The 25478-nt window shown below is 64.1% G+C and carries 19 protein-coding genes and 1 pseudogene; 11 read left to right on the top strand and 9 right to left on the bottom strand.

Annotated elements, in window-relative coordinates; genetic code table 11:
- The first annotated feature begins 61 nt into the window (after nucleotides 1–61).
- The 8 genes and pseudogenes from IVB13_RS15280 (at nucleotide 62) to mdoH (ending at nucleotide 10520) form a co-directional block, all read left to right on the top strand.
- On the top strand, nucleotides 62–1228 hold the full coding sequence (locus IVB13_RS15280) for a methionine ABC transporter ATP-binding protein (RefSeq protein ID WP_018457838.1): 1167 nt from the start codon (nucleotides 62–64) through the stop codon (nucleotides 1226–1228).
- Nucleotides 1218–1883, top strand: coding sequence for a methionine ABC transporter permease (locus IVB13_RS15275; protein WP_018457839.1), 666 nt, complete (start codon nucleotides 1218–1220; stop codon nucleotides 1881–1883). Before IVB13_RS15280 ends, IVB13_RS15275 begins: the two co-directional genes overlap by 11 nt.
- A 191-nt stretch (nucleotides 1884–2074) precedes the next feature.
- Nucleotides 2075–2713 (top strand): annotated as a pseudogene (locus IVB13_RS40420) (TonB-dependent receptor plug domain-containing protein); the annotation flags it as partial.
- Nucleotides 2714–3002: 289 nt separating this feature from the next.
- The gene (locus IVB13_RS15270) at nucleotides 3003–4388 is read left to right on the top strand and encodes a TonB-dependent siderophore receptor (RefSeq protein WP_345946428.1); all 1386 of its coding nucleotides are present in this window, start codon (nucleotides 3003–3005) and stop codon (nucleotides 4386–4388) included.
- 52 nt (nucleotides 4389–4440) lie between these two features.
- Nucleotides 4441–5733 (top strand): siderophore utilization protein FsrB, encoded by a 1293-nt coding sequence (gene fsrB / locus IVB13_RS15265; protein ID WP_018457842.1) that lies wholly within the window; start codon nucleotides 4441–4443, stop codon nucleotides 5731–5733.
- Nucleotides 5734–5816: 83 nt separating this feature from the next.
- On the top strand, nucleotides 5817–6644 hold the full coding sequence (locus tag IVB13_RS15260) for a hypothetical protein (protein ID WP_018457843.1): 828 nt from the start codon (nucleotides 5817–5819) through the stop codon (nucleotides 6642–6644).
- Between the two features lie 235 nt (nucleotides 6645–6879).
- Entirely contained in the window at nucleotides 6880–8388 is a 1509-nt protein-coding gene (locus tag IVB13_RS15255; protein WP_026233450.1) for a glucan biosynthesis protein G, read from the top strand.
- Entirely contained in the window at nucleotides 8376–10520 is a 2145-nt protein-coding gene (mdoH, locus tag IVB13_RS15250; RefSeq protein WP_026233451.1) for a glucans biosynthesis glucosyltransferase MdoH, read from the top strand. Before IVB13_RS15255 ends, mdoH begins: the two co-directional genes overlap by 13 nt.
- An 83-nt stretch (nucleotides 10521–10603) precedes the next feature.
- Here mdoH and IVB13_RS15245 read toward each other — a convergent pair whose 3' ends face one another.
- Nucleotides 10604–11800 carry a Xaa-Pro peptidase family protein gene (locus tag IVB13_RS15245; RefSeq protein WP_247489435.1) on the bottom strand — a complete coding sequence of 399 codons (1197 nt, stop codon included), beginning with the start codon at nucleotides 11798–11800 and terminating at the stop codon, nucleotides 10604–10606.
- A 456-nt stretch (nucleotides 11801–12256) separates the two neighbouring features.
- Here IVB13_RS15245 and IVB13_RS15240 point away from each other — a divergent pair, with 456 nt between their 5' ends.
- Genes IVB13_RS15240 through IVB13_RS15230 form a run of 3 tightly spaced genes read left to right on the top strand, consistent with a single transcriptional unit; the run spans nucleotide 12257 to nucleotide 16854 of the window.
- Complete coding sequence (locus tag IVB13_RS15240; RefSeq protein ID WP_018457847.1) at nucleotides 12257–13276, top strand: TRAP transporter substrate-binding protein; 1020 nt, start codon at nucleotides 12257–12259, stop codon at nucleotides 13274–13276.
- A 15-nt stretch (nucleotides 13277–13291) separates the two neighbouring features.
- Entirely contained in the window at nucleotides 13292–15181 is a 1890-nt protein-coding gene (locus tag IVB13_RS15235) for a TRAP transporter large permease subunit (protein ID WP_247405488.1), read from the top strand.
- A gap of 23 nt (nucleotides 15182–15204) precedes the next feature.
- Nucleotides 15205–16854 (top strand): acyl-CoA synthetase, encoded by a 1650-nt coding sequence (locus tag IVB13_RS15230; RefSeq protein ID WP_204511187.1) that lies wholly within the window; start codon nucleotides 15205–15207, stop codon nucleotides 16852–16854.
- Nucleotides 16855–16941: 87 nt separating this feature from the next.
- On the opposite strand, the gene IVB13_RS15225 is transcribed toward IVB13_RS15230, so the two are convergent.
- The 8 genes from IVB13_RS15225 to tmk form a co-directional block, all read right to left on the bottom strand.
- Nucleotides 16942–17919: a TRAP transporter substrate-binding protein gene (locus tag IVB13_RS15225; RefSeq protein WP_247296753.1), complete on the bottom strand. Its 978-nt coding sequence runs from the start codon at nucleotides 17917–17919 to the stop codon at nucleotides 16942–16944.
- A gap of 38 nt (nucleotides 17920–17957) precedes the next feature.
- Nucleotides 17958–19271 carry a TRAP transporter large permease subunit gene (locus tag IVB13_RS15220; protein ID WP_007591091.1) on the bottom strand — a complete coding sequence of 438 codons (1314 nt, stop codon included), beginning with the start codon at nucleotides 19269–19271 and terminating at the stop codon, nucleotides 17958–17960.
- A gap of 2 nt (nucleotides 19272–19273) precedes the next feature.
- A complete protein-coding gene (locus IVB13_RS15215) occupies nucleotides 19274–19867 on the bottom strand; it encodes a TRAP transporter small permease (RefSeq protein WP_018457852.1) in 594 nt (197 codons plus the stop codon).
- Nucleotides 19868–20032: 165 nt separating this feature from the next.
- A complete protein-coding gene (locus IVB13_RS15210) occupies nucleotides 20033–20830 on the bottom strand; it encodes an MBL fold metallo-hydrolase (protein WP_247296751.1) in 798 nt (265 codons plus the stop codon).
- A 13-nt stretch (nucleotides 20831–20843) separates the two neighbouring features.
- On the bottom strand, nucleotides 20844–21620 hold the full coding sequence (locus IVB13_RS15205; RefSeq protein ID WP_204511191.1) for a TatD family hydrolase: 777 nt from the start codon (nucleotides 21618–21620) through the stop codon (nucleotides 20844–20846).
- A gap of 13 nt (nucleotides 21621–21633) precedes the next feature.
- A complete protein-coding gene (gene metG / locus IVB13_RS15200; RefSeq protein ID WP_247489433.1) occupies nucleotides 21634–23637 on the bottom strand; it encodes a methionine--tRNA ligase in 2004 nt (667 codons plus the stop codon).
- A 110-nt stretch (nucleotides 23638–23747) separates the two neighbouring features.
- Entirely contained in the window at nucleotides 23748–24794 is a 1047-nt protein-coding gene (locus tag IVB13_RS15195; RefSeq protein WP_247296747.1) for a DNA polymerase III subunit delta', read from the bottom strand.
- On the bottom strand, nucleotides 24791–25477 hold the full coding sequence (gene tmk, locus IVB13_RS15190; protein ID WP_018457857.1) for a dTMP kinase: 687 nt from the start codon (nucleotides 25475–25477) through the stop codon (nucleotides 24791–24793). Before tmk ends, IVB13_RS15195 begins: the two co-directional genes overlap by 4 nt.
- Nucleotide 25478 lies beyond the last annotated feature (1 nt).

The raw sequence follows: 25478 nt of genomic DNA, 5'->3' as shown, positions 1-25478 counted from the left end.
TCACTCTCCGTCGCTTGATGCGACCGTTCCCGGATGCCCAGGGGCAAGGGAACTATTGTGCATGAAGGCCGCCTCCATGAACGTCCACCCGTCGCTCGCGATCGGACAGCCGATCGAAAAGTTTGACGCGATCTCAGCTCACGCGATCTCACCTGCCGCGACTGCGTCCGACGCGATGGTCCGCTTCGAAGGCATCTCGAAAACCTATCCGGCCTATCGCGGCAAGCCCGGCGTCAATGCCCTGCAAAACATCGACTTCGCCATCCCGCGCGGTTCGATCACCGGAATCATCGGCCGCTCCGGCGCCGGCAAATCGAGCCTGGTCCGGCTCATCAACGGCCTGGAGAGGCCGACCACGGGCCGCGTCGTCGTCGATAACAGAGATATCTCGGCGCTCTCGGGCCGCGACTTGCGGCTGGCGCAGCGCTCGATCGGCATGATCTTCCAGCACTTCAATCTGCTGTCCTCCCGCACCGCTGCCGCCAACATCGCGCTGCCGCTGGAGATCGCCGGCTGGGCCAAGGCCGATATCCGCGCGCGCGTGGCCGAGCTGCTTGCGCTGGTGGGCATCGCAGACAAGCACGATCGCTACCCGTCAGAACTCTCCGGCGGCCAGAAGCAGCGCGTCGGCATTGCCCGTGCGCTCGCGACGCGGCCGAGCGTGCTGCTGTCGGATGAGGCGACCTCGGCGCTCGATCCGCAGACCACGCGGGCGATCCTCGATCTGCTCGCGAACATCAACCGCGAGCTGGGCGTGACCATCGTACTGATCACCCATGAGATGTCCGTGGTGCGCCAACTTGCGGGGGATGTCGTGGTGCTCGATGCCGGCCGCGTCGTCGAGAGCGGCCATGTCGCCAACATCTTCACCTACCCCAAGCATCCGATCACGCAATCCTTCCTGGCCGAAGTAATCGGAGACAGCCTGCCGGTGTCGCTGGCGAGCCGGATCGTTTCGGAGCAGCCTCCGGCCGGACAGGCCGTGATCCGCGTCAAGGTGCGCGGGGCAGGGGCCGGCGACACGATGGTGGCGCGGCTGGCGCGCGAGCTCGGCCTCGACGTGTCGCTGCTGTCGGCCCGCATCGACGAGATCGGCGGCCAGCATGTGGGCTCGCTGACGCTTGGTATCCCTCTCGGCATGTCCGGCGGCGAGGACGCGACGACGCGCACGCTGGCCTGGCTTTCACAATATCAATTCCCCGCGGAGCGTCTCGGCTATGTCGCCTGAACTCATCAACCTGATCATCCAGGCGACCGGCGAGAGCCTGTACATGGTCGGGCTCGCCGCGCTGATCGGCACCGCCTTCGGCCTGCCGCTCGGCGTCTTTCTCGCGACCAGCCGGAAAGGCGAGCTGTTCGCGGCGCCCATCGTCAATCGCGTGCTCGGTGCCGTCGTCAACGCGACGCGATCCACGCCTTTCATCATCCTGGTCGTCGCCATTATCCCGTTCACGCGGTTGGTGGCCGGCACCTCGATCGGATCGACGGCCGCGATCGTACCGTTGACGATCGCATCGGCGCCGTTCATCGCGCGCCTGGTCGAGGCCGCGATCCGCGAGGTCGATGGCGGCCTGATCGAGACGGCGTCCTCGTTCGGGGCCTCGCCGATGCAGATCGTGCTCAAGGTGCTGATCCCCGAAGCGCTGCCGGGTCTTCTGCTGGCGCTGACGCTCGCGGTTGTCAGCCTGCTCGGCTATTCCGCCATGGTCGGCGCCGTCGGAGGCGGAGGCCTGGGCGATCTCGGCATCCGCTACGGCTATCAGCGCTTCATGCCGGAGATGATGCTGGCCGTCGTCGTGGTGCTGATCGCGCTGGTGCAGCTCGTGCAGAGCGCCGGCGATTATCTCGCGCGCCGGGTTAATCGCCGGCTGCGACATCGCTGACGCCGTTTAAGACATTTCGAACAAGCAGGTTCTTGTCGGTCTGGAAGCATTCCAAACTTCGAGACACGACTGAGTGCATTCGTCGCACGCGTTGCGCACGCGTCTGGAGAAATTCTAACGCAGTTCCTATCGCACTCCGAAATCGCCTGCGTTAGGGCGAGGCATCAAAAACGATACCGGCGAAGCCGGCAGTGCGTGGGGCCTCGACAAACGTGACCGATTTCCAACTTGCTTCGCGTGCCGACACGCGTCGTCGACAGATACAGACTCTCTTCCTCGGAGCGGCCAGCACATTTGCTCTCGTCGTTCCCTTCGGTGCCGTGGAGGCGCAAACGCAGATCCCCGCCGTCACCGTCGAAGCCCCGGCTCAGCGCGCCCGGCCTGCAGCGGTCGCCTCAACGCGACAGTCAGCGGCGACACGCACCGCGCGCGCCAATCGTCGCTCTCCGTCGCAGCAAGCTGCGCCAACCCAGTCGGCATCCTCGAACGACGCCACCGGTGAACGCTCCAATGGTCCGGTGCGCGGTTTCGTTGCGACGCGCAGCGGCACCGCGACCAAGACGGATACGCCGCTGATCGAAACCCCGCAGTCCGTCTCCGTCGTCACGACCGACCAGGTCAGGAACCAGGGCGCGGTCTCGATCGGCGAGGCGTTGCGCTACACCGCCGGCGTCAGCGGCGACGTCAACGGCGGCTCGGACACGCGCTTCGGCGCCCTCCAGATCCGCGGCTTCGACACCACCATGTCGGGCCTCTATGTCGACGGTTTGCGGATTCCCTCCAGCAATTACGTGCACTTCAACGGCCTCGATCCCTATGGCGCCGAGCGTCTCGAGGTTCTCAAGGGCCCATCCTCGGCGATGTATGGCGGCAGCGGCACCGGCGGCATCCTCAACTACGTGACCAAGCTGCCGACGGCCCAGCAGTTCGGCGAGGTCTCGATCTCGGGCGGCAGCTTCAACCGCTATCAGGGCCAGTTCGACATGGGCGGTCCCGCCAACAAGGACGGCACCGTGCTGTGGCGCCTGACCGGCGTGGTGCGCGACGGCGAAACCCAGGTCGACTTCACCAAGGACAACCGCGTCTTCGTCGCGCCCGCCGTCACGTTCAAGCCGAACGATGACACCACCATCACGATCCTCGCCAACTACCAGCGCGACCGGGCAGGGTGGGGCCTCCAGTTCTTGCCGGCCTCGGGCACGGTGTGGCCAAACAACGGCCGCACCATCCCGGTCTCGTTCTTCGGGCGTGCCGAGCTTCAACGCGTTCAACACCGAGATCGCGACCGCCGGCTACCAGCTCTCGCACAATTTCACCGACAACATCACATTCCGGCAGAATTTGCGCTACGCCTACCAGCACAACGAGGAGAAGGTGTTTTTCGGCGGAGGCTATACCGACGAGGCCGCGGGACAGCTCGCCCGTTTCGGCAGCTACAGCAACTCCTACATCGACTCCTTCGCCGTGGACAACCAGCTCCAGGGCAAATTCACCACCGGCTTCCTCAGCCACACCACGCTGGTCGGGATCGACTATCGCAACACCAGATTCCGCGACACCGCCTTTGGCGTCACGACGTCCGCGCCCGAGATCAACGTCTTCAGCCCGGTCTACAGCTACGACTGGACCATGGGCGCCATGAGCGACGACACCGGGGTCAAGCAGTCGCAGGTCGGCCTCTACGCGCAGGACCAGATCAAGCTCGGCCGGCTCTCGTTCCAGCTCGGTGGCCGCCAGGATTTTGTAACGACGCAGGTCGGCAGCGGCATCTTCAATACGTCGGTCGCGAAGGATGCGTCGGCCTTCACCGGCCGCGCCGCAATGATGTACAATTTCGACAACGGCATCGCGCCCTATTTCAGCTACTCGGAATCGTTCCTGCCGGTGCTCGCGACCGGCCCGAGCGGACAGCTGCTCAATCCCGAGACCGGCGTGCAGTACGAGGTGGGCGTCAAGTACCAGCCGCTCGGATGGAACGCGCTGTTCACCTTCGCCGCCTTCGACCTGACGCGCGACAACGTCGTCACCTTTGCGCCTCCGCTCAACATTGCCGAGCAGACCGGTCAAGTGAAATCGCGCGGCCTCGAGCTCGAAGGCACGATGTCGCTCGCCGACGGCTGGAACCTGCGCGCGGCCTATGCCTATGTCGATGCAATCGTCACGCAGGATCCGGTGAATGTCGGCAAGGCGCCGGTCACCGTGCCGCTCAACCGCGCCTCGCTGTGGAACGACTATACGCTTCAGACCGGGCCGCTCGCGGGCCTGCAGTTCGGCGGCGGCGTCCGCTATGTCGGCGCGACCTGGGGCGATGACGCCAATACATTCAAGGTCGGATCCGCGACCGTGCTGGACGCGCTGCTCGCCTACACCAGGGACAATTGGCGCCTGTCGCTGAACGTCACCAATCTCGCCGACACCCGCTACGTCGCCGCCTGTTACAGCCTGTCGGGCTGCTTCTACGCAGAGGGACGCAAGGCCATCGGCAAGCTGACGTATCGGTGGTGAGGTCTAGGACGGTCCGGCAATGGCGGCCGGGCCTGCTTGATGAGAGAAGACGATGAGAGCGATATTCGGCAAGCTGCATCGCTGGGCGGGACTGCTCACGGCCGGATTCCTGTTCTTCTCCGGTATCACCGGGGCGATCATCTCCTGGGATCACGAGATCGACGAGGTCCTGAACAGCCATCTGTTCGACGTCAGCAGCAAGGGCCCGGCCATTCCCTCGATCGATCTCGCCAAGATGATCGAGCAGCGCGATCCCCGCGCGCGCGTTGTCTACCTGTTCATGACGCCGGAGGAGGGCCACTCGCTGTGGTTCTTCGTCATGCCCAGGATCGATCCCGCGACCGGCAAGCGCTATCCGCTCGACTACAATCAGATCTTTCTGGACCCCAATACTGGCGCCGAGCTCGGCCGGCGCTATTGGGGCGCGGTGTGGCCGGTGACGCGCGAAAACTTCGTCTCGTTCCTCTACAAGCTGCACTACACCATGCACATCCCGGAATTCTGGGGCAGCGACCGCTGGGGCATGCGCCTGCTCGGCGTGATCGCCATCATCTGGACCATCGACTGCTTCGTCGGCTTGTATTTGACGCTGCCCTCGCGCCGGCGCGCCCGGGCGGCGCGGGCACCCCAGGTCACGCGCCAGCTCGAACGCGGCTTCTGGGCGCGTTGGGCGCCCGCGTGGACCATCAAGACGTCAGGCAGCGCCTACCGGATCAATTTCGATATCCACCGCGCTTTCAGCCTGTGGACCTGGGGCGTGCTCTTCATCATCGCCTTCACGGCGTTCTCGCTGAACCTCTATTTCGAGGTGTTCTCGCCGCTGATGAAAATGGTGTCGAACTACACGCCGACGCCCTATGAGCAGCGGCCGTATCGCGATCTCGACGACCCCATCGAGCCCAAGGTCAGCTTCGCCGACATCGCCGCGCGCGCGGCGGTCGACGGCAAGGGGCGAGGGTGGACCATCCCGGTCGGCTCGGTCAATCACGGCCCGGCCCACGGCGTCTATGCCGCGGCCTTCTTCCACCCCGGCGACGATCACGGCGCCGGCGGCGTCGGCCCGGCGCAGCTCTATTACGACAGCGAGGACGGTCGTCCGATCGGCGAACGGCTGCCCTGGGTCGGCACCGCCGCCGACATCTTCGTACAGGCGCAATTCCCGCTGCATTCGGGCCGCATCGTCGGGCTGTTCGGCCGCATTCTGATCTCGGTCATGGGGCTGGTGGTGGCGGCGCTCTCGGTCACCGGAATCGTGATCTGGTGGCGCAAGCGCCGCGCCCGTGTCCGCGTGCGGGCGACGGCTGCGATGCGCCCAAGCCGGCAGCAACTGACGCCGGCGGAGTAGGGCGTTCGTCCGGCGCGGATGAACCTTACGGCCCGGCACCGGCACAAAGACTGGAGATCACTCCCCGCCTTTCCGGAAATCGCATGAGATCGCTTGCCTTGCTCTGCCTGCTCGTCTTTGCTACGCCCGCCGATGCGGCCACGCCCGAGCAGCATTATCTCGACCTGCGCGATCGCTACATCGCAAAGTTCTCGAAAGCTGCGGAGAACGACGAGACCTATAAGCAGCACGATGCGGCGCTCAAGGAGTTGACGGGCGTCCTGCGCGGCCTGGTGGGCCCCGTCGTGATCAAGGGACTGCCGGCCGACGGCAAGACGAATGCGGACACGCTCTTCAAGGGCGACTCCGGCTTTGGCCATCTCGACGGCCTCGGCTTCGCCTCCGAAGGCGACAAGATGCAAGCGGTAGCGACCACGACCGGCTTGCTCAGGCACTGGCTTCGCGAGCACCGCGAGGACGGCATGCCGCAGGAGATCGGCGCGGCCTTCAAATCGGACCGCTTCTACTATCAGGCGATCCAGGACTCCGCCTTCGCCAAATACGCCGAACTGCCGATCACGAAGCCCGCGGGAGCGAGCGCGGCCGTCGCCGTGCTGGGCGTGCGCGGCAATGGCGACCTGAAGGGACCGCCGCATGAAATCGACGTCGTCGCGATCCATGGCGACAAGGTCTTCTTTCTCGCCGCAAGCGACGCGGTGAAGACGGCTGAGATCCCGGCCTGCGAAAAGGTCTGGAAGCAGATGATGGCCAAACCCATCGACAAGAAAGACCCCCGCGGCGACATCACCCGCGAAGACAACGCGATGACCGCGTACACGGCGTGCTTCGCCAAGGAGGCACCAAGCCAGAGCTGGTATGCGACGGCGGTCAAGAAAGCGCAGAGCCAGCTGGAGTTGCTGCTCGTGCGCTAGAGCGATCATCCAGTTACCTTCGGGGCTACAACGTTGCGCGCCGCCCTGGCTCAAGAATGCGCAATCGGAAATTGCAGCTTGTCCTGCAGGCGCAACCAAGGCCAAGCAGCGCGAAATCGCCCCAAGCCCGCTCGACGAGGTCGTCGGCCACACTCCGCCCGGATTCGGCGGCGCTCGTGGAACTCGTTCGCGACGAGGGGGTTGCACTGCGGTTGGAACCGAACGGGTAGCACAGTTGAATCGCCGGCAATTCCTGGAAGCCTCGGCATTGACGCCATTGGCGACATTACTACCTGGCGCAGTCTCTGCGGCATCGGCGGCGGAGTTGCCGTTTGGTCCCTCTTATGTCCGCGACCTTGCCCGCAATTTGGCGAGTAAGCCCTTTGCGCCACCAGAGGAAAAGGTCCCGGACGCGCTCAAGGATCTCACCTACGACCAGTACCGGTCAATTCGCTTTCTGCCGGAGCGCGCGGCTTGGCGTAGCGAGAAGCTGCCCTTCGAGGTTCAGTTTTTCCACCGCGGCTTTTTCTATAAGAACAGGGTCGACATTTACGAGGTCGCCGGCGGACGAGCCGTACCGATCAGGTACCGGCGCGACGATTTTGCATTCGGCGACAATATCGGCCAGGTACCGGACGCCGATCTCGGGTTTGCCGGGTTTCGCATTCACGCCCCGATCAATCGCCCCGACTATTACGACGAGGTTTGCGCGTTTCTCGGCGCCAGCTACTTCCGTGCCGTTGCCAAAGGCGAGACGTATGGCCTGTCCGCGCGCGGTCTGTCGATCGATACCGGCGAGAGCAAGGGGGAGGAATTTCCCTTCTTCAAGGCGTTCTGGCTGGAGAAGCCCGCGCCGGGTGCCACATCTGTGGTGGTCCATGCGCTGCTTGACAGCAAGAGCGCTACGGCAAGCTATCGCTTCACGATCAGGCCGGGCGCTCCGACGGTCTTCGACGTGGAGATGTCGCTCTATCCGCGGATCGAGCTGCAGCATGCCGGCCTGGCGCCCATGACAAGCATGTTCTTTTTCGGTCCGAACGACCGACACGATGTCGACGATTTCCGCCCTGCCGTGCACGACTCCGATGGGCTCGCCGTGTTCAACGGAAAGGGCGAGCAACTCTGGCGTCCTCTCAACAATCCGCGCGATCTGCAAGCCAGCACATTCAATGATCTCAATCCTCGCGGCTTCGGCCTGATGCAGCGGGAACGAAACTTCTTTGCCTACGAGGACATCGAATCGCGCTTTGAGCGTCGCCCAAGCCTCTGGGTCGAACCGATCGGAGATTGGGGAGAGGGCAGTGTGGTCCTCTTTGAGATCCCGACCAAGGAGGAAGTTCACGACAACATCGCCGCCTTCTGGCGCCCGAAAACAGCTCTCCAGGCCAAGAGCGAAAACAACTACACCTACCGTCTGCACTGGGGTCCGGACGCGCCGAAGCCCAATTCGCTGGCTCGGTTCACCCGCACAGGCGTTGGCGCGCGGGGCGACGACAGCAAATTGTTCGTGCTCGAAATCGTCGGGGACGGACTGAAGGCGGTCGATCCCAACAAGGTAAGGGGTGCCGTCAGCGCCGACAAATCCGAGATCAAGAACGTCGTCACACAGCCAAACCCGGAAACCGGTGGCTGGCGCCTGAGTTTCCAGTGCGCCGTGAAGGACGCGCCGATCGAGTTGAGGGCGATCTTGATGCAGGGCGAACAGCCGATCTCTGAAGTCTGGGTTTACCGATGGGCGCCCTGACGACCTCGCCCGCGCTCTCGCTTGAGCTTGGCACTCGGTATCTTCCCGACGAAACGCCTCTCCCCATGCAGCCTTGCCGATTGGACCGGACTAACCGTGCCGATCCGGGGCGACTGCGGACCGCCCCTGCCGTTGCAGCGCGACGCCTGTTCATTCTTGGCGGAACGGTCGCGATTACCGCTGCGGGCGCTGTTGAGATGTACGATGTTCTCAAGGTTGGTGGCGTCACGGTCCTCGAAGGCATGGTGTTCGGGCTGTTTCTCGTGCTGCTCGCCTGGATCGCGTTTTCGTTCGTGTCTTCAGTCGCCGGTTTTTTTGTGCTCCTGCGGGGGCGACCGGATGTGCTGCCAATTGACAGCCAGGGTCCGCTGCCCACGATCACCGGCCGAACGGCGATGCTGTTGCCGACCTATAACGAGGATCAGCACCATCTCATGGCGCGACTCCGCGCCATGTACGAGTCGGTCGACGAAACCGGACAGGACCCGTTGTTCGATTGGTTTCTGCTCAGTGACACGACAGATCCGGACATCTGGATTGCCGAGGAGCTTGCGTTTCTGGAACTGCAGCGCAACTGCGGTTCGGGCCATCTCTACTATCGTCACCGATCCGACAACACCGCCCGAAAGTCCGGCAACATCGCCGAATGGGTGAGGCGGTTCGGTGGCGCCTACGACTACATGATCATTCTCGACGCGGACAGTCTGATGAGCGGAGAGACCATCGTGCGGCTGGCGGGCGCGATGGAATCGAACTCGCAAGCCGCGCTGATTCAAACGCTTCCGATCGTCGTCAATGCGCGAACCCTGATTAGCCGGCTTCAGCAGTTCTCGGGTCGTTTGTACGGCCCGCTGATCGCGGCCGGGAACACCTGGTGGCACGCCTCAGAGGGCAACTACTGGGGACATAACGCCATCATCCGGGTGCAGGCTTTTGCGCAAGAGGCGGGCCTGCCCGAGTTGCGCGGGAGGAAGCCTTTCGGCGGCCATATCCTCAGCCACGATTTTGTCGAAGCCGCACTAATGCGACGAGCGGGATGGGGAATTTTCATGGCTCCAGGTATCGGCGGGAGTTTCGAGGAGGTGCCCCCGTCGCTTCTGGATTTCGCGGCGCGCGACCGCCGCTGGTGTCAGGGCAATCTCCAGCATCTTGCCGTTCTACCGGCTCGAGGCCTGCACTGGGTCTCCAGGCTTCACCTGTTGACCGGGATCGGATCCTACCTCACCGCGCCGCTGTGGCTGCTGTTTCTATTGCTCGGAATCCTGACCTCCTTGCAGGCCTATTTCGTCAAGCCGGAGTACTTTCCCAAGGGCTTCTCGTTGTTTCCAACGTGGCCCGCACAGGATCCCGTGCTCGCCGCCTGGGTCTTTGCCGCGACAATGGGGCTGCTCATCGTGCCCAAATTGCTGGCCTACCTCGTTTTGCTCACCAAGCGTGCGGAACGGCAGGCATTCGGCGGCGGATTTCGCGTGCTGCTGGCGGTGGTCGCCGAGAGCCTGCTTGCCGCCTTGATCGCCCCCTCAATGATGATCTTTCAATCCACCGCCGTGGCGGAGATCCTGCTGGGCCGTGACGCGGGCTGGCAAGTGCAACGGCGAAGCGATGGCAGGATCACGCGCGACGAAGTCTATCGCAAGTTCACGGTGCCGACCCTATGCGGTCTGGCCATGGCGGCAAGCGCCTACGCCGTGTCGCTTCCGCTGCTGCTCTGGATGTCACCGGTGATCATCGGCCTGGTTTGCGCCATTCCGATCGGTCTCGTCACCTCGACGGCACCGCGAATGGCGCGCCTGTTTGCAACCCCGGAGGACAATCGCGTGCCGGCGCTGCTGCAGAGGGCGAGAGAGCTTGCCAGCCTGGATCGAATCGAGCCACACGGGGCCCTGATCGAACTTAGACAGAATCCCGCGTTGCTGGGACCGCACATGCAGTCCCTCGAAACGCCGCCGCGCAAATCGGGCCAAATCGACATAGATCTCGCGATCGGCCGGGCCAAGATTGAGCAGAGCGACGATTTCGAGGAAGTCGTCAGCAGCCTCAGCGCACGCGAGACGCTTGCCGTGCTGAAGCACCCACACGCCCTCGAGCAGGTCATGCGCATGCCGCGAGCTACCGCTTCCGCGGAAGTCTAGGTCATGGCGGTGTAGGACAGGGGTTGACGACCCGGCTGGGCTTGGGCCGAGAGCGAGATGTCTGCTGTGCGCGCGGTCCCAGCCTACAGCGAACTGCCACCCAAATTCCAGCCGCGACCACCCTCGCCAAAGATCTCGTAACCCGTCGCCGTCACCGCAACCGTGTCCTCGAGCTTGATGAACCCGCGCTTCGGATGCTTCATCGTGGTCTCGATCGACACCACCATGCCAGTTTCGAGCGGCAGCCGCGCATCCGTGTCGTCGTAGGGGATCGGACCTTTGGCCGTCAGGCGAGGGGCCTCGTGGCTGACGAGGCCCATGCCGTGGGCCAAAAACTCCGTGCAGTCGCGCTGGGTGATCTTCGCGAGCTGCCGCTCGGCCGCGACGTAGATGTCGCCGCCCATGGCGCCCGGCCTGACCGCCGCGAAGGCGGCGCGCTGGACCGCCTCGATCTCGGCCAGACAGTCCTTCAGCTCGGCATCGGGATCGCCGAGCACGGCCATGCGCGCGAGGTCGCCGATATAGCCGTGATAATTGCCGCCGGAATCGAGCGACAGCACGTCACCTTGCTCCCAGCGCTGCGCCGAGGGCGCCCGGTTGTGGCTGTTGCCGCAGGCGAGCAAGCAGTATTCGAAGGTCAGCCCGCGATTGGCTTCGGCGAGCCGCAAGGCGTCCGACAATTGCTGCTTGGTCGTGTCCGGCCCGTGCCCGGCGATCACCGCCAGCATCGAGGCGATCACCAGTTCGGACGCCGTCTTGAGCTTCGCAAGCTCGTCCGCCGACTTCACCGCCCGCAGCCGCTCCAGCACCAGCAGCGCGTCCTTGAGCTCGGCGCCGGGCAGGGCGTCACTGAGCGCCCGGCCCGCATCCATCGGCAGGAACGCCATCTCGACCCCGACCCGCTTCAGGGGCACGCCGGCATCGCGGATCAGGCTTACGGCCCGCGTAATCGCATCGACCGAGCCGTTGGACTCGGTCCGCACCTGCGCCACCCATGGCGGCGCCACGGCGCGCTGATGGGTTTCCAGACGGTGGCCGACATAAACCGCCTTGTCGGGTGCGCCCTTGGGATAGACCAGCACCGGCAGATAGCGGCTGACGCCGAGCGCATCCATGTAGTCGAAGAAGATCGCGCGCTCGGCACCCAGCAGGTACTGCACATTGTGCTTGGAGGTCGCGACCAGGACGTCGAGGCCGGCAGCCTCCATCAGGCGGTCGAGCTTGGCGGCGTCGAATGGAATGGCGCGCGAGCGGTCTGCGCGGGCGACGTTCTCCTGCATGACGAACCTCCCAATGCTGCCGTGGCGACAACCGCTGCGTCGGTTTGCCCGGGGATTTGTTGGCACAAGTTTGATCCGAAAGAGGGGTTCTGGGTAGCTGCGGAATGATCTGGCCTGACCTGCACAGCCATATCCACGATTCGCATAAGGTATATTATGGAATATCATTATATCAAATCAGATCAGTTATTTAGCTAGAATTCCTCTTATCGCACCTTCGTTCCCGGTCCTTTTCCAGGCTGGCCGTCGGACGTGGTCCCGACTTTCGACGGCTACTGTGCATGGGGTTGTTTTTCGGTTTTTGAATCGGGCCGATGCCGCCGAAAGCCGATATTGCCGTGAGGATGTCCGGCTGCAATAAGCGAGGCTTCGCGAGATCGCAGATGACCTTCTGACCTTCCGTCCGTATAGGTTTGCATCTCAGAACAACAACAAACTTTCCGAGGAAGCAGACCCATGAGCTTTTCCCGCCGCACGCTTCTCAAGGCCTCCGCCGCGACCGCGGTCCTGGGCGGCCTCAGTGCGCCCCATGTGGCCCGCGCCCAGAGCGCCGAGTTCACCTACAAATACGCCAATAACCTGCCGGACACGCATCCGCTGAACGTGCGCGCCAAGGAGATGGCCGCGGCGATCAAGGCCGAGACAGGCGGCAAGTTCGACCTCCAGATCTTCCCGAACAACCAGCTCGGGTCTGACACCGACATGCTGAGCCAGATCCGGTCCGGCGGCGTCGAGTTCTTCACGCTGTCGGGGCTGATCCTGTCGACCCTGGTACCGGCGGCGTCCATCAACGGCATCGGCTTCGCGTTCCCGGACTACGGCACGGTCTGGAAGGCGATGGACGGCGATCTCGGCGCCTTTGTCCGCGGCGAGATCAAGAAGGCCGGGCTCGAAGTCATGGACAAGATTTGGGACAACGGCTTCCGCCAGACCACGTCGTCGAGCAAGCCGATCACCCATCCGGACGATCTCAAGGGCTTCAAGATCCGCGTGCCGGTGTCGCCGCTATGGACCTCAATGTTCAAGGCATTCGATGCGGCGCCCGCCTCGATCAATTTCGCCGAGGTCTATTCCGCGCTGCAGACCAGGATCGTCGAGGGCCAGGAGAACCCGCTGGCGATCATCTCGACCGCCAAGCTCTATGAGGTGCAGAAATACTGCTCGCTGACCAACCACATGTGGGACGGCTTCTGGTTCCTGGCCAATCGCAAGGCGTGGAGCAGCCTGCCCGAGGATGTGCGCACCATCGTCGCCAAGAACATCAATGCCGCAGCGCTCAAGGAGCGTGAGGATACCGCCAAGCTCAATGCCAATCTGCAGCAGGAGCTCGCGGGCAAGGGCCTGACCTTCAATCAGCCCGCGGTCGCGCCGTTCCGCGACAAGCTGCGCTCCGCCGGCTTCTATGCCGAGTGGAAAGGCAAATATGGCGACCAGGCCTGGGACCTGCTGGAAAAAGCCGTCGGCAAGCTGTCGTAACGCGTTGGAGCCGTCATGGCTCATCTTGAGGTCGAAGTGAGCGGAGTGGCGGGCGAGGCGGCTGTTCGGTCCCCTCGCCGGCCTTCCTTGCTGGCCTCGACGGAGCGCGCACTCGGTCTCCTCGTCGAAATTCCGGCGGCCATTTTGGTGGTCGCCGAGATTGCGATCCTGTTTGCCGGCGTGGTCGCGCGCTACGGCCTGCACCGGCCGCTGATCTGGTCGGACGAGCTGGCCTCGATCCTGTTCCTGTGGCTCGCCATGCTGGGCGCGGCGGTGGCGTTCCGCCGTTCCGAGCACATGCGCATGACCGCGGTCGTCGCCAGCACCAGGCCGGCCACGCGGGCCTGGCTCGATCTGGTCGCGACCTGCGCGGCGCTGGCCTTCCTGGCGCTGATCGTCTGGCCGTCCTGGGACTACGCCTACGAGGAAAGCTTCATCACCACGCCGGCGCTGCAGATCTCCAATATGTGGCGCGCCGCGGCATTGCCGGCCGGCATCTGCCTGATGGCGGCGTTCGCGCTGTTGCGGCTGCTGCGCGCAGTCGATTACCGCATGGTGCTGACGGCCGCGGTCGCCGTTGCCGTCGTCGTCGGCTTGTTCTGGCTGGCGCAGCCATATCTGCGGCCGCTCGGCAATCTCAACCTCGTCATCTTCTTCGTCGGCGTCGCCGGCTTCTGCGTCTTTGCCGGCGTTCCCATCGCGTTCGGCTTCGGGCTCGCGATCTTCGGCTATCTGGCACTGACCACGCGCACGCCGGTCATGGTACTGATCGGGCGGATGGACGAGGGCATGAGCCACCTCATTTTGCTCTCGGTGCCGCTGTTCGTATTTTTGGGGCTCCTGATTGAAATGACCGGCATGGCACGGGCCATGGTGGCGTTCCTGGCCAGCCTGCTCGGCCATGTCCGCGGTGGGCTGCATTACGTGCTTGTCGGCGCGATGTACCTGGTCTCCGGCATCTCAGGTGCCAAGGCCGCGGACATGGCCGCGGTCGCGCCCGTGCTGTTCCCGGAGATGAAGCAGCGCGGCGCCAAGCCCGGCGATCTCGTCGCGCTTCTTGCGGCCACCGGCGCGCAGACCGAAACCATTCCGCCGAGTCTCGTGCTGATCACGATCGGATCGGTCACGGGCGTCTCGATCGCCGCTTTGTTCACCGGCGGCCTGCTGCCCGGGGTGGTGCTGGCGATCACGCTGTGCATGCTGGTGTGGTGGCGCTACCGCCACGAGGACATGAGCCATGTCCGTCGCGCCACAGGCGGCGAGATCGGCAAGACCTTCGTCATCGCCCTGCCCGCGCTCGCGCTGCCCTTCGTGATCCGCTACGCCGTGGTCGAAGGCATCGCGACCGCCACCGAAGTCTCCACCATCGGCATCGTCTATGGCGCCCTGGTCGGCCTCCTGGTCTACCGCCGCTTCGACTGGCGGCGGCTGTTTCCGATGCTGGTCGAAACCGCCGCGCTGTCGGGCGCGATCTTGCTGATCATCGGCACGGCCACCGGCATGGCCTGGGGCCTGACGCAATCAGGGTTCTCGCGCTCGCTGGCGTCGGCCATGACCGGACTGCCGGGCGGCGCGGCGACCTTCATCGCCGTCTCGATCCTGGCCTTCACCATCCTCGGCAGCGTGCTGGAGGGCATCCCGGCGATCGTGCTGTTCGGGCCGCTGTTGTTTCCGATTGCGCGTGCGGTCGGCGTGCACGAGGTGCACTATGCCATGGTGATCATTCTCGCCATGGGTATCGGGCTATTCGCCCCGCCCTTCGGGGTCGGTTATTATGCCGCCTGCGCCATCGGACGCGTCGATCCGGCCGAAGGCATCAGGCCGATCTGGGGCTATCTGCTGGCGCTGCTGGTAGGATTGATCGTGGTCGCCGTCTTTCCGTGGATCTCCATCGGATTCCTGTAGGCCGGCGCGTAAGGGAGGTGTCGATGAGCGAGCGGCAGAACCAGTACAATATCGGCCTCGACAAGACGCCCGCCAACTACGTGCCGCTGAGCCCGTTGAGCTTTCTCACACGCAGCGCCGCGGTCTATCCCGATCACGTCAGCACGGTCTACGAGGGGCGCAGCTTCACCTGGCGCGAGACGCATGAGCGTTGCAAGCGCTTTGCTTCGTACCTTGCCGGCAAGGGCATCGGCGTCGGCGACACCGTCGCGGCGATGCTGCCGAACATTCCGGCGATGAACGAGGTGCATTTCGCCGTCCCCATGACGGGTGCGGTGCTCAATGCGCTGAACATCCGGCTGGATGCACCTTCGATCGCATTTCAGCTCGACCATGGCGGCGCCAGGATCATTCTGGTCGACCCCGAATTTTCCGGCGTGATCACCGATGCGCTGTCACAGATGAGTGGCCCAAAACCGTTCGTGATCGACGTCGACGACGCCGCCTTCAAAGGCGGCGGGCGCATCGGCGAGATCGAGTACGAGGCCGCGCTCGCGCAAGGCGATCCTGACTTCGCGGCGATCCTGCCGGGCGATGAATGGGATGCGATCGCGCTGAGCTACACCTCGGGCACCACGGGAAATCCCAAGGGGGTCGTCACCCATCACCGCGGCGCCTATCTGAACGCCGTCAGCAATATTCTCGCGGGCCAACTCGGCCAGCATCCGGTGTACCTCTGGACGCTGCCGATGTTCCACTGCAACGGCTGGTGCTTCCCCTGGACCATCGCAGCCGCCGCCGGCATCAACGTCTGCCTGCGCAAGGTCGAGCCGACGAAAATCTTCGAGCTGATCAAGCAGCACGGCGTCACCCATATGTGCGGCGCGCCGATCGTCTACAACACGCTGATCAACGCGCCCGATGCACCGAAGGGCGATGCCGCGCGCCGCGTCGTCGGCCTGATCGCCGGTGCCGCGCCGCCGGTCGCGGTGCTCGAGGGCGCCGAGAGCATCGGCATCAAGCTGACGCACGTCTATGGCCTGACCGAGGTCTACGGCCCCGCTTCCGTCTGCGCCGAGCAGCCTGGCTGGGATGATCTGCCCGCAGCCGAGCGCGCCAGCCTGAAGCGGCGGCAGGGCGTGCCCTACCCGCTCGAGGAAGCCGTCACCGTCATCGATCCGCAGACCATGAGGCAAGTACCGCGCGACGGCGAGACCATCGGCGAGGTCATGTTCCGCGGCAACATCGTGATGAAGGGCTACCTCAAGAACGACAAGGCGACGCAGGAAGCCTTCGAGGGCGGCTGGTTTCACACCGGCGATCTCGGCGTGCTCGACGCGCAAGGCTACGTCATCATCAAGGATCGCTCCAAGGACATCATCATCTCCGGCGGCGAGAACATTTCCTCCGTCGAGGTCGAGGACATCCTCTACAAGCACCCCGCCGTGCTGTTCGCCGCGGTGGTCGCAAAGCCCGATCCGAAATGGGGCGAAGTGCCCTGCGCCTTCGTCGAGCTGAAGGACGGCGCGAGCGCGAGCGAAGCCGATATCATCGCCTTCTGCCGCTCGCATATGAGCGGCTTCAAGACGCCGAAAGCCGTCGTGTTCGGGCCCATCCCGAAAACGTCGACGGGAAAGATCCAGAAATTCCTGCTGCGCAATGAAGCGGGATCGGCGAAGGCGATCTCGGCCTGAGCTTGTCTCGACCTCCGCGGCGGTTGGGTGTCGCCGCGAAGTCGTTGCGCAGTTTCGACTAGTCGGGTTCGCCGAGCCCCGTCGTCCTCACATCTTCTTGTAGGCGTCAACCAGGGCCTGGCCGTCGGCTCCCGCCTTCTTGAGCCAGTCGGCGGTGAGCTGTTCGCCGATCTTCTGGAAGCCAGCCTTCAGGGCCGGGCTCGGCGGCTCGACCGTCATGCCCTTGGCCTTGAGCTGATCGATGTACCAGGTGCTCTTGTCCTGCCAGGCCTTCCAGCCGCGGGTTTCCGCGGTCGCGGCGGCCTTGAGGATGGCCTCCTGGGTCGGCTTGTCGAGCGCCTCGAACGCCGCCTTGTTGACGAAGGTGTAGTCCTTCGGGATCCAGGCTTGCACATCATAGAAGTACTTCAGCGACTCCCATGCCTTCGCATCGTAGCCCGTGCCGCCTGACGACATGAACGAGTTCACGACGCCGGTCGCAAGTGCCTGCGGCAGCTCGGCGGCTTGAATGGTGACCGACTGCGCGCCAACCAGCTCGCCGATGCGCGCGGTCCCAACGTTGTAGGCCCGCCATTTCAGGCCCTTCATGTCTTCGATGGTCGCAAGCGGCTTGCTGACATAGACGCCCTGCGGCGCCCACGGCACGACGAACAGGAGCTTCAGACCCTGCGCATCGAGCTTCTTGGTAATCAGCGGCTTCGACGCCTGGTACAGCTTCATGGCATCCGGGAAGCTGGTCGCCAGAAATGGCACGACGTCGACGCCGAATACCGGATCCTCGTTCTCGTGGATCGACAGCAAGACTTCGCCCATCTGCGCCTGCCCGGTCATCACCGCGCGCTTGATGTCGGGCGCCTTGAACAGTGAGGCGCCCGGATGAACCGTGATCTGGAGCTTGCCGGACGTGCCGGCTTCGACGTCCTTGGCGAACGCGACGAGATTCTCGGAGTGCGGATTGTCGGCCGGATATGCCGCCGGCAGATTCCATTTGGTCTGAGCCAAAGCGGGTGTCGCAGCCAGCACGGCGCTGGCGATCAAGGATGCGCGGAATAAACGAGACATCATCGGGCTTCTCCTCACAGTCAATTTCAAAACCGGTACGCTCAGTCTGGGAAAGCAAGCTTGGGCAGGAACATCACGATCTGCGGATATTCCGTGATGATGAACACGGCGGCGAGCAACAGGACGAAGAACGGGAACGCCGCCCGCGCGACGGTCAAGGTATCACGCCCGCTCATGTTCTGGAGCACGAACAGATTGAAACCGACCGGCGGCGTGATCTGCGCCATCTCCACGTGGATGATGAGATAGACGCCGAACCAGACCAGGTCGAGACCGGCCTGCTTGACCATCGGCAGCACGATCACGGCGGTCAGAACGATCATCGAGATGCCGTCGATCAGGCATCCCAGGATGATGTACATGATGCTCAGATACAGCGCGAGCATGCCCGGCGTCAGCTGCTGGCCCTGGACCCAGGTGGCGAGCGCCGCCGGAATGCCCGTATAGGCCATCGCTGCGGTCGTATAGGCAGCGCCTGCCAGGATCAGCATGATCATGCAGGTCAGGCGCGTCGCGCTCATGATGCTCTCGAGGAAGTTCTTGCGCGTGAGCGTGCGGCTCCACCACGCCAGCAGCAGCGCGCCCGAAACGCCCCAGGCGGCGCATTCCGTCGCCGTCGCGAAGCCGAGCACGAGGGAGAGGAAGACTGCCAGGATCAGCAACAGGCAGGGCGCAAGCCTGGCCGACTCGCGCAGCTTCTGGCGGAACGGCATCGGGGGATCGCGCGGCGGAATCTTCTTCGGGTTCAGCAGCGACCAGATGATGATGTAGCCCGAATAGAGCACCATCACGAGCACGCCCGGCAGGAAGCCGCCGAGGAACACCTGAAGCACGGAGACATTCGCCGTGACCGCATAGACCACCATCGGGATCGACGGCGGGATCAGCAGGCCGAGCGTGCCGGAGCCCGCGAGCGAGCCTAGACTCAAGCCCTTATCGTAACCACGCTTGTCCAGTTCGGGCAGCGCGATCTTGCCGATGGTCGCACAGGTCGCCGCCGACGAACCCGACACTGCCGCGAAGATGCCGCAGCCGATCACGTTGACATGGGTCAGACGCCCCGGCAGCCACTGCACCCAGGGCGACAGGCCCCGGAACATTTCCTCGGATAATTTGGTGCGGAAGAGGATCTCGCCCATCCAGATGAACAACGGCAGCGCAGCCAGCGTCCATGACGAGCTTGCGCTCCATGTCGTGGTCGCAAGCACGGAGCCGAGCGGCAGGCTCGTGGTCAGCGCCATCGCCACGAAGCCGACAAGCCCCAGCGAAACCGCGATCCAGATGCCACTTCCCAGCAGCACGATCATGACGCCGAGCAGAATGAACGATAGTTCGATCATGCCGAGATTGGCCATCGTCAACCTCCGCCGCCCTGCGATATCCGCTCGATGAATTCGTCCGGAGTCTCGTCCGGCGAGCCCTTCTCGTAGCTCGGCCGGTTGCCGCTGATGACACTGACCATTTCATCAATGAGCGCGATCGAGAGGATCACGAGTCCGCCGGAAAACCCGAGCTGCGGAATCCAGAGCGGAAGCGCGACGACGCCCTGCGCCACGTCGTTGAAGCGCCAGGAATCGTAGGTCATCTGCACGGCATGCCGGGTGAAATAGAGGATGAAAGCGGCGGCAATACCAAGGGCCACGACCTCCGCCACCTGTTTGGAGCGCCCATGCAGACGCTCCAGCAACAGGCCGACCCGGATCATCTCTCCGCGCTTGAAGGTGTGAGCGAGGCCGAGGAATGCCATCGCGGCCATGCACCATGAGGCGAAATCATCGCCGGCGGGAATGTTGACCGCAAACTGGCGCCCGATCGACATGATCATCATGATTGCAAAGATCGCAACCATGAAGGCTCCGGCGGCGTAGCCCGCACCGAGATAAAGGAGATCTAGCGCGCGTCGCACCGGCCCCCGGCTCGTGACATCGTCCCCTGCCAACGCGATCCCCATCCTCATACGAAGCGATTCAGAAGGTCCCGGCGATCGCACGTCGCGCGCCGGTCCTGCATGAATATCGCCCCTGCCCGGCGCCTGTCTTTCAGACGTTAGATCAACATGATGGGGCTAGCGCAAGCAAGGAGTATGCCGGCTCTCGCCGGAATTTCCCCCGCAGGTTCAGCGGGTCTCCAGCCGCAGCCCGTCATACGCGGGCACCACTCCCGCCGGCAGCGACTGCCGGATCACCTCATAATCGACGTCGGCCGTCATGTTGGTGATGACGGCGCGCTTCGGCTTGAAGCGCTCGATCCAGGACAACGCGTCGTTGATGCTGAAATGGCTGACATGGCTGGTGTAGCGCAGGCCATCGACGATCCAGAGATCCAGATTTTCCAGCGCGCTCCAGCTCTCGCGTGGGATGTCGTTGAGATCGGGCGTGTAGGCGGCATCGCCGATGCGATAGCCCAGCGCGGGAATGTTGCCGTGCTGCACCAGGAAGGCCGTCATCGTCACCGGGCCGCCCTTCCCCTGGATGGTCTGGCTGTCACCGGCCTCGATCGACTGCGCCGTCAGGATCGGCGGATAGTCGCTGCCCGCCGGTGAGACGAAGCAATAGGAGAACCGCGACATGATGTCGTTCGCAGTCGTCTGATTGAGATAGGTCGGAATCCGCCGGCGCATGTGCATCACGACCGAACGCAGGTCGTCCATGCCGTGGGTCTGATCGGCGTGCTCGTGGGTCAGGAACACGGCATCGATGTGGTCGACATTGGTCGAGAGCAATTGCTCGCGCAGGTCAGGCGAGGTGTCGATCACGATACGCGTGGTGCCCTCGCCCGATGTCTGCTCGACCAGCAGCGAACAGCGGCGACGGCGGTTCTTGGGATTGTTGGGATCGCAGGCACCCCAGCCGAGTGCCGGACGCGGCACGCCGGCGGAGGAGCCGCAGCCCAGGATCGTCAGCGTCAGCGTCATGCGGCTCCCAGTTCTAAGGTTTCACCCTGGAGAACAGGCGAAAGAAGTTTTCGCTTGTCTGGCGCGAGATCTCGTCAAACGACACGCCGCGTGTTTCGGCGAGCACTTTTGCGACCTCGACCACATAGGCCGGTTCGTTGCGCTTGCCCCGGAACTTGCCCGGCGCAAGGTAGGGCGAGTCTGTTTCAACCAGAATACGGTCGGACGGCAGTTCGGCCGCAAGCGCGCGCAAGGCCTCGGACTTCTTGAAGGTCAGGATGCCCGTGAAGCCGATATAGAGCCCGAGCGAGACCGCCTTCAGCGCCAGCTCGCGCCCGCCGGTGTAACAATGCAACACCGCGCGAAACGATCCCTTTGCCGTCTCCTCTTCAAGGATACGGCCGCAATCCTGGTCAGCCTCGCGGGTGTGGATCACCAGCGGCAGGCCGGTGGCGCGGGCGGCGGCGATGTGGGCACGAAAGCCCCTCGCCTGCGCCTCCGGCGAGCCGTTGTCGTAGAAATAGTCGAGCCCGGCTTCGCCGAGCGCGACGACCTTGGGATGCTGCGTCAAAGCGATCAGCTCGTCCGGCGCGATGCCGTCTTCTTCATCAGCGTTATGCGGATGGGTGCCGACCGAGCAATAGACGTCGTCATAGCGCTCGGAGATGGCCAAAAGCTGGTTCAGTTTCCTCACCCGCGTCGAGATCGTGACCATGCGGCCGATGCCGGCCGCTCGCGCCCGCGACACGATCCCGTCGAGATCCTCCGCAAAATCCGGAAAATCCAAATGGCAGTGGCTGTCGACCAGCATGGTGCGAACGCCTTTAGGCTGCCGGCTCGATATAGCGGGGGAAGGCCGGCGTCGGCGCGGGCAGCGTCGTACCGGGCGCGATGCGCGTTGCGCCACCAAGCGCGGCGAAGTTGCGCTCCGCTTCGGGGATACCGAGGCTGTTCAGCAGCAATCCCGAGGCCGTCGGCATCGCCGGCTGGGCCAGGATTGCGATCTGGCGCACGACTTCGGCGGTGACGTAGAGCACCGTCCTCTGCCTGACAGGATCGGTCTTGGCGAGCGCCCACGGCGCTTCGCCCGCGAAATAGCGGTTGGCTTCCGCGACCACGGCCCACACGGCATTGAGCCAGTGATGGATTTGCTGCGTCGCCATCGCTTCGCGGGACGCCGCGAGCATGTCGTCAGCCTGTGACAGGATCGCCTTGTCGTTATCGCTGAATTCGCCGGGCTCCGGGAGCACGCCGCCGAGCTGCTTCGCGATCATCGACAGCGAGCGCTGCGCGAGATTGCCGAGATCGTTGGCGAGATCGGCATTGATGCGCGCGACGATGGCCTCGTGATTGTAGTTGCCGTCCTGGCCGAACGGCACCTCGCGCAGAAAGAAATAGCGCATCTGGTCGACGCCGTACTGGTCGGCGAGGTTAAAGGGATCGACCACGTTGCCGACCGACTTCGACATCTTCTCGCCCCTGCTGAACAGGAAGCCATGGGCATAGACCCGCTTCGGGAGGGGGATCCCGGCCGACAGCAGGAAAGCCGGCCAGTACACCGCATGGAAGCGGATGATGTCCTTGCCGATGATGTGCACGTCGGCAGGCCAATAACGCCAGTTGTTGTCGCTCTCGTCGGGGAAGCCGACGCCGGTGATGTAGTTGGTGAGCGCGTCGACCCAGACATACATCACGTGATCTTCGTCGCCGGGCACCTTGACACCCCAGTCGAACGTCGTGCGCGAGATCGAGAGGTCGCGCAGGCCACCCTTGACGAAGCTCACCACCTCGTTCTTGCGGGAGTCGGGCCCAATGAAATTGGGCTGCGTCTCGTACAGCTTGAGCAGCTTGTCCTGATAGGCCGACAGGCGGAAGAAGTAGCTCTTCTCCTCGACCCATTCGACCGGCGTGCCCTGCGGCCCGAGCCTCACGCCGTCCTCGTTCAGGCGCGTCTCGTCCTCCGCGTAATAGGCTTCGTCGCGCACGGAATACCAGCCGGCATAGATGTCGGCATAGATATCCCCGTTCGCTTCCATGCGCCGCCAGATCTCCTGGCTGGAGCGGTGATGCTGCTCCTCGGTGGTGCGGATGAAGCGGTCGAACGACACGTTCAGGCGCTCGTCCATTTGCTTGAAACGGCCGGCATTGCGGGCGGCGAGCTCCGAGACGGACATTTTTTCGCCGGCCGCGGTCTGAACCATCTTCTGGCCGTGCTCGTCGGTGCCGGTCAGGAAGAACACATCCTTGCCGTCGAGTCGCGCGAAGCGCGCCAACGTATCGGTCGCGATCGCCTCATAGGCGTGGCCGATATGCGGGCTGCCATTGGGATAGGCGATCGCAGTCGTGATGTAGAAGACGTTGTCGCGCGCGGGGACGGCCACGGGCGTGTTGGCGTGCGGCGCTGCGATGGACTTCGGCGCGCGCGGGGCCTTGGGTTTCGATACATCGGGCTTCGCAGTCTTCGGCGGCGTCGCGACAGGAGCTGGTGCGGCGGTCACTGCGGACGCAGCCACCCTCGCCGTCTTGGCTATCTTCTTCGCCGAGGCCCTGTTCTTCGCCGAAGCCTTGGCTGGCTTTTTGGTTCCTGTCTTCACCGTCTTCTTGGCGACGACCTGCTTCTTCGCTGCCTTCTTTGCCGTCTTCGCGGCGCTCTTCTTCCCGGTTTTTTTGGCGGCCGTCTTTTTGGTCTTCGTGGCTTTCTTGACGTTCTTGGCAGCTTTGCGCGCGCGCGCGTTCACGGCCTTCTTCGCGCCTTTCTTGACGGCCTTGGTGGCAGCCTTCTTCTTGCTGCTCTTGCCTTTAGCGATTTTCTTAGCTCGCGCTGCCACGACGAATTCCTTTACCGGCTTCTCGAAATTGGGAAACGAACCTGCGTTAGTTTATTGTCTTGAGCACGATCCTATCGGAAAAACCGCTGCACACTTTTCCGGATCATGCTCTAGCGCGTTGCGTCCGCCAGCCAGCCGAACACCGAGAAGACTAAGGGCTTTCGCTCCAGATTATAGGTTTCGGTGTCGCGCGCGGCGCGGACGATCTTTTCCCATACCTCAGCTAGGCGCGCAAGGCGCGGCAGGTTCTGGTTGGCATTGGCCTCGTCGGCGTGCAGGCGTTCCGCGATCCAGCGATCGATGCCGTCGATGAAGGCGGCAAGCGCAACGCGGTCGCTGGTGCCGAGCGATTCGCCGAGCGTATGCAATTCGCGCGGATCGACCTGCGGCAGTCGCGCCAGCAGCGCGGCCGTGCGCTGCTGAAGCTTCAGGGCGTCACCGCCGAGCAGCGTCAGCGCCCGCGCGACGCTGCCCTCGGACGCCTCCGCCGCCTCGCGCAACGCCGGATCGTTCGGGTCGAGATCGGCAGCGGTTGCGGCTGCAGCAATCACGTCGTCGGTTGCGAGCGCGCGGAGACGCAGCTTGCGGCAGCGCGATTGGATCGTGGCGAGCACGCGCGCCGGCGCGTGGCTCACCAGCAGGAACAGCGATTGCTGCGGCGGCTCCTCGAGAATTTTCAGCAGCGCGTTGGCGGCATTCGGATTGAGCTCGTCGACGGTGTCGACGATGCAGACGCGCCAGCCTTCGGCTGTCGCGGTCGAGCCGAAGAAACCGATCGTCTCGCGCGTTTCGTCCACGGTGATCACGGTGCGCATTACGCCGCGGTCGTTGGCGGTGCGCTCCAGCGTCAGCAGGCCACCGTGCGAACTCGCAGCAACCTGCCGTGCCACGGCGTGATCGGGATTGATGGCGAGGTCTTCGGCGCGCTGCACGGAAGGCGCCAGCGGCTGGCCGTGAGCGAGCACGAAGCGCGCCATCCGATACGCCAGCGTCGCCTTGCCGATGCCTTGCGGCCCGCCGATCAGCCAGGCGTGCGGGATGCGCCCGCTGCGATAGGCGGCGAGCAGCGCGGTCTCGGCCTCGCGATGGCCGAACAGAACGCTCGTCTCGCGCGGATGAGACATGGCAGTTTCGCGCTCGGTCTGACGCGGGCTCATATGGACACCACCGTTGCCGGCGTCGGGAGCAGGCGATCACGCATCGCGATCCAGATGCGTCCGGCAACCGTGTCGGGATCGGAATTGGCGTCGATCAGCACGCAGCGCGCGGGATCGTCCGCCGCGATCTTGCGATAGGCTTCGCGCAGGCCCTGATGGAAACCGAGCTTCTCGGCCTCGAACCTGTCCGGCGTGCCGCTGCCGCGGCGCGCGGCCGCGCGCTGCAGGCCGATCTCGACCGGCAGGTCGAGGATGATGGTGAGGTCCGGCTTGAGATCGCCGATCGTGACCCGCTCCATCGCGTTGATCAGCGCGGCCGGCACGCGGCCGAGGCTGCCCTGATAGGCCCGCGTCGAGTCGGCGAAGCGGTCGCACAGCACCCACGTGCCCTGGTTGAGCGCTGGCTGGATCACGGTGTGGACATGATCGTCGCGGGCGGCCGCGAACAGCAGCGTCTCGGCTTCGGGTCCGAGCAGCTTGCCCATGCCTGACAGCACCAGATGGCGCATGATCTCGGCGCCCGGCGAGCCGCCCGGCTCGCGCGTGACGAGGATACGCATCCTGGCGGCCTTGAGACGGTCGGCGAGCTTCTTGATCTGGGTCGACTTGCCCGTCCCCTCGCCGCCTTCAAAGGTGACGAAACGCCCGCGTCCGGACGGCCACTTTACCGCGCTTTCACTCATG

It is taken from the genome of Bradyrhizobium sp. 17, from assembly GCF_023073515.1.
Taxonomy (GTDB): Bacteria; Pseudomonadota; Alphaproteobacteria; order Rhizobiales; family Xanthobacteraceae; genus Bradyrhizobium; species Bradyrhizobium canariense_D.
Note: the sequence above shows the minus strand (reverse complement) of the source record. Positions and strands in the feature narration are given on the sequence as shown.

Excerpts from the sequence above, each read along its gene's own strand:
- IVB13_RS15280 (WP_018457838.1), top strand. The coding sequence starts at position 62 with ATGAAGGCCGCCTCCATGAACGTCCACCCGTCGCTCGCGATCGGACAG.
- IVB13_RS15275 (WP_018457839.1), top strand. The coding sequence starts at position 1,218 with ATGTCGCCTGAACTCATCAACCTGATCATCCAGGCGACCGGCGAGAGC.
- IVB13_RS15270 (WP_345946428.1), top strand. The coding sequence starts at position 3,003 with ATGACACCACCATCACGATCCTCGCCAACTACCAGCGCGACCGGGCAG.
- fsrB (WP_018457842.1), top strand. The coding sequence starts at position 4,441 with ATGAGAGCGATATTCGGCAAGCTGCATCGCTGGGCGGGACTGCTCACG.
- IVB13_RS15260 (WP_018457843.1), top strand. The coding sequence starts at position 5,817 with ATGAGATCGCTTGCCTTGCTCTGCCTGCTCGTCTTTGCTACGCCCGCC.
- mdoH (WP_026233451.1), top strand. The coding sequence starts at position 8,376 with ATGGGCGCCCTGACGACCTCGCCCGCGCTCTCGCTTGAGCTTGGCACT.
- IVB13_RS15245 (WP_247489435.1), bottom strand. The coding sequence starts at position 11,800 with ATGCAGGAGAACGTCGCCCGCGCAGACCGCTCGCGCGCCATTCCATTC.
- IVB13_RS15240 (WP_018457847.1), top strand. The coding sequence starts at position 12,257 with ATGAGCTTTTCCCGCCGCACGCTTCTCAAGGCCTCCGCCGCGACCGCG.
- IVB13_RS15235 (WP_247405488.1), top strand. The coding sequence starts at position 13,292 with ATGGCTCATCTTGAGGTCGAAGTGAGCGGAGTGGCGGGCGAGGCGGCT.
- IVB13_RS15230 (WP_204511187.1), top strand. The coding sequence starts at position 15,205 with ATGAGCGAGCGGCAGAACCAGTACAATATCGGCCTCGACAAGACGCCC.
- IVB13_RS15225 (WP_247296753.1), bottom strand. The coding sequence starts at position 17,919 with ATGATGTCTCGTTTATTCCGCGCATCCTTGATCGCCAGCGCCGTGCTG.
- IVB13_RS15220 (WP_007591091.1), bottom strand. The coding sequence starts at position 19,271 with ATGGCCAATCTCGGCATGATCGAACTATCGTTCATTCTGCTCGGCGTC.
- IVB13_RS15215 (WP_018457852.1), bottom strand. The coding sequence starts at position 19,867 with ATGGGGATCGCGTTGGCAGGGGACGATGTCACGAGCCGGGGGCCGGTG.
- IVB13_RS15210 (WP_247296751.1), bottom strand. The coding sequence starts at position 20,830 with ATGACGCTGACGCTGACGATCCTGGGCTGCGGCTCCTCCGCCGGCGTG.
- IVB13_RS15205 (WP_204511191.1), bottom strand. The coding sequence starts at position 21,620 with ATGCTGGTCGACAGCCACTGCCATTTGGATTTTCCGGATTTTGCGGAG.
- IVB13_RS15195 (WP_247296747.1), bottom strand. The coding sequence starts at position 24,794 with ATGAGCCCGCGTCAGACCGAGCGCGAAACTGCCATGTCTCATCCGCGC.
- tmk (WP_018457857.1), bottom strand. The coding sequence starts at position 25,477 with ATGAGTGAAAGCGCGGTAAAGTGGCCGTCCGGACGCGGGCGTTTCGTC.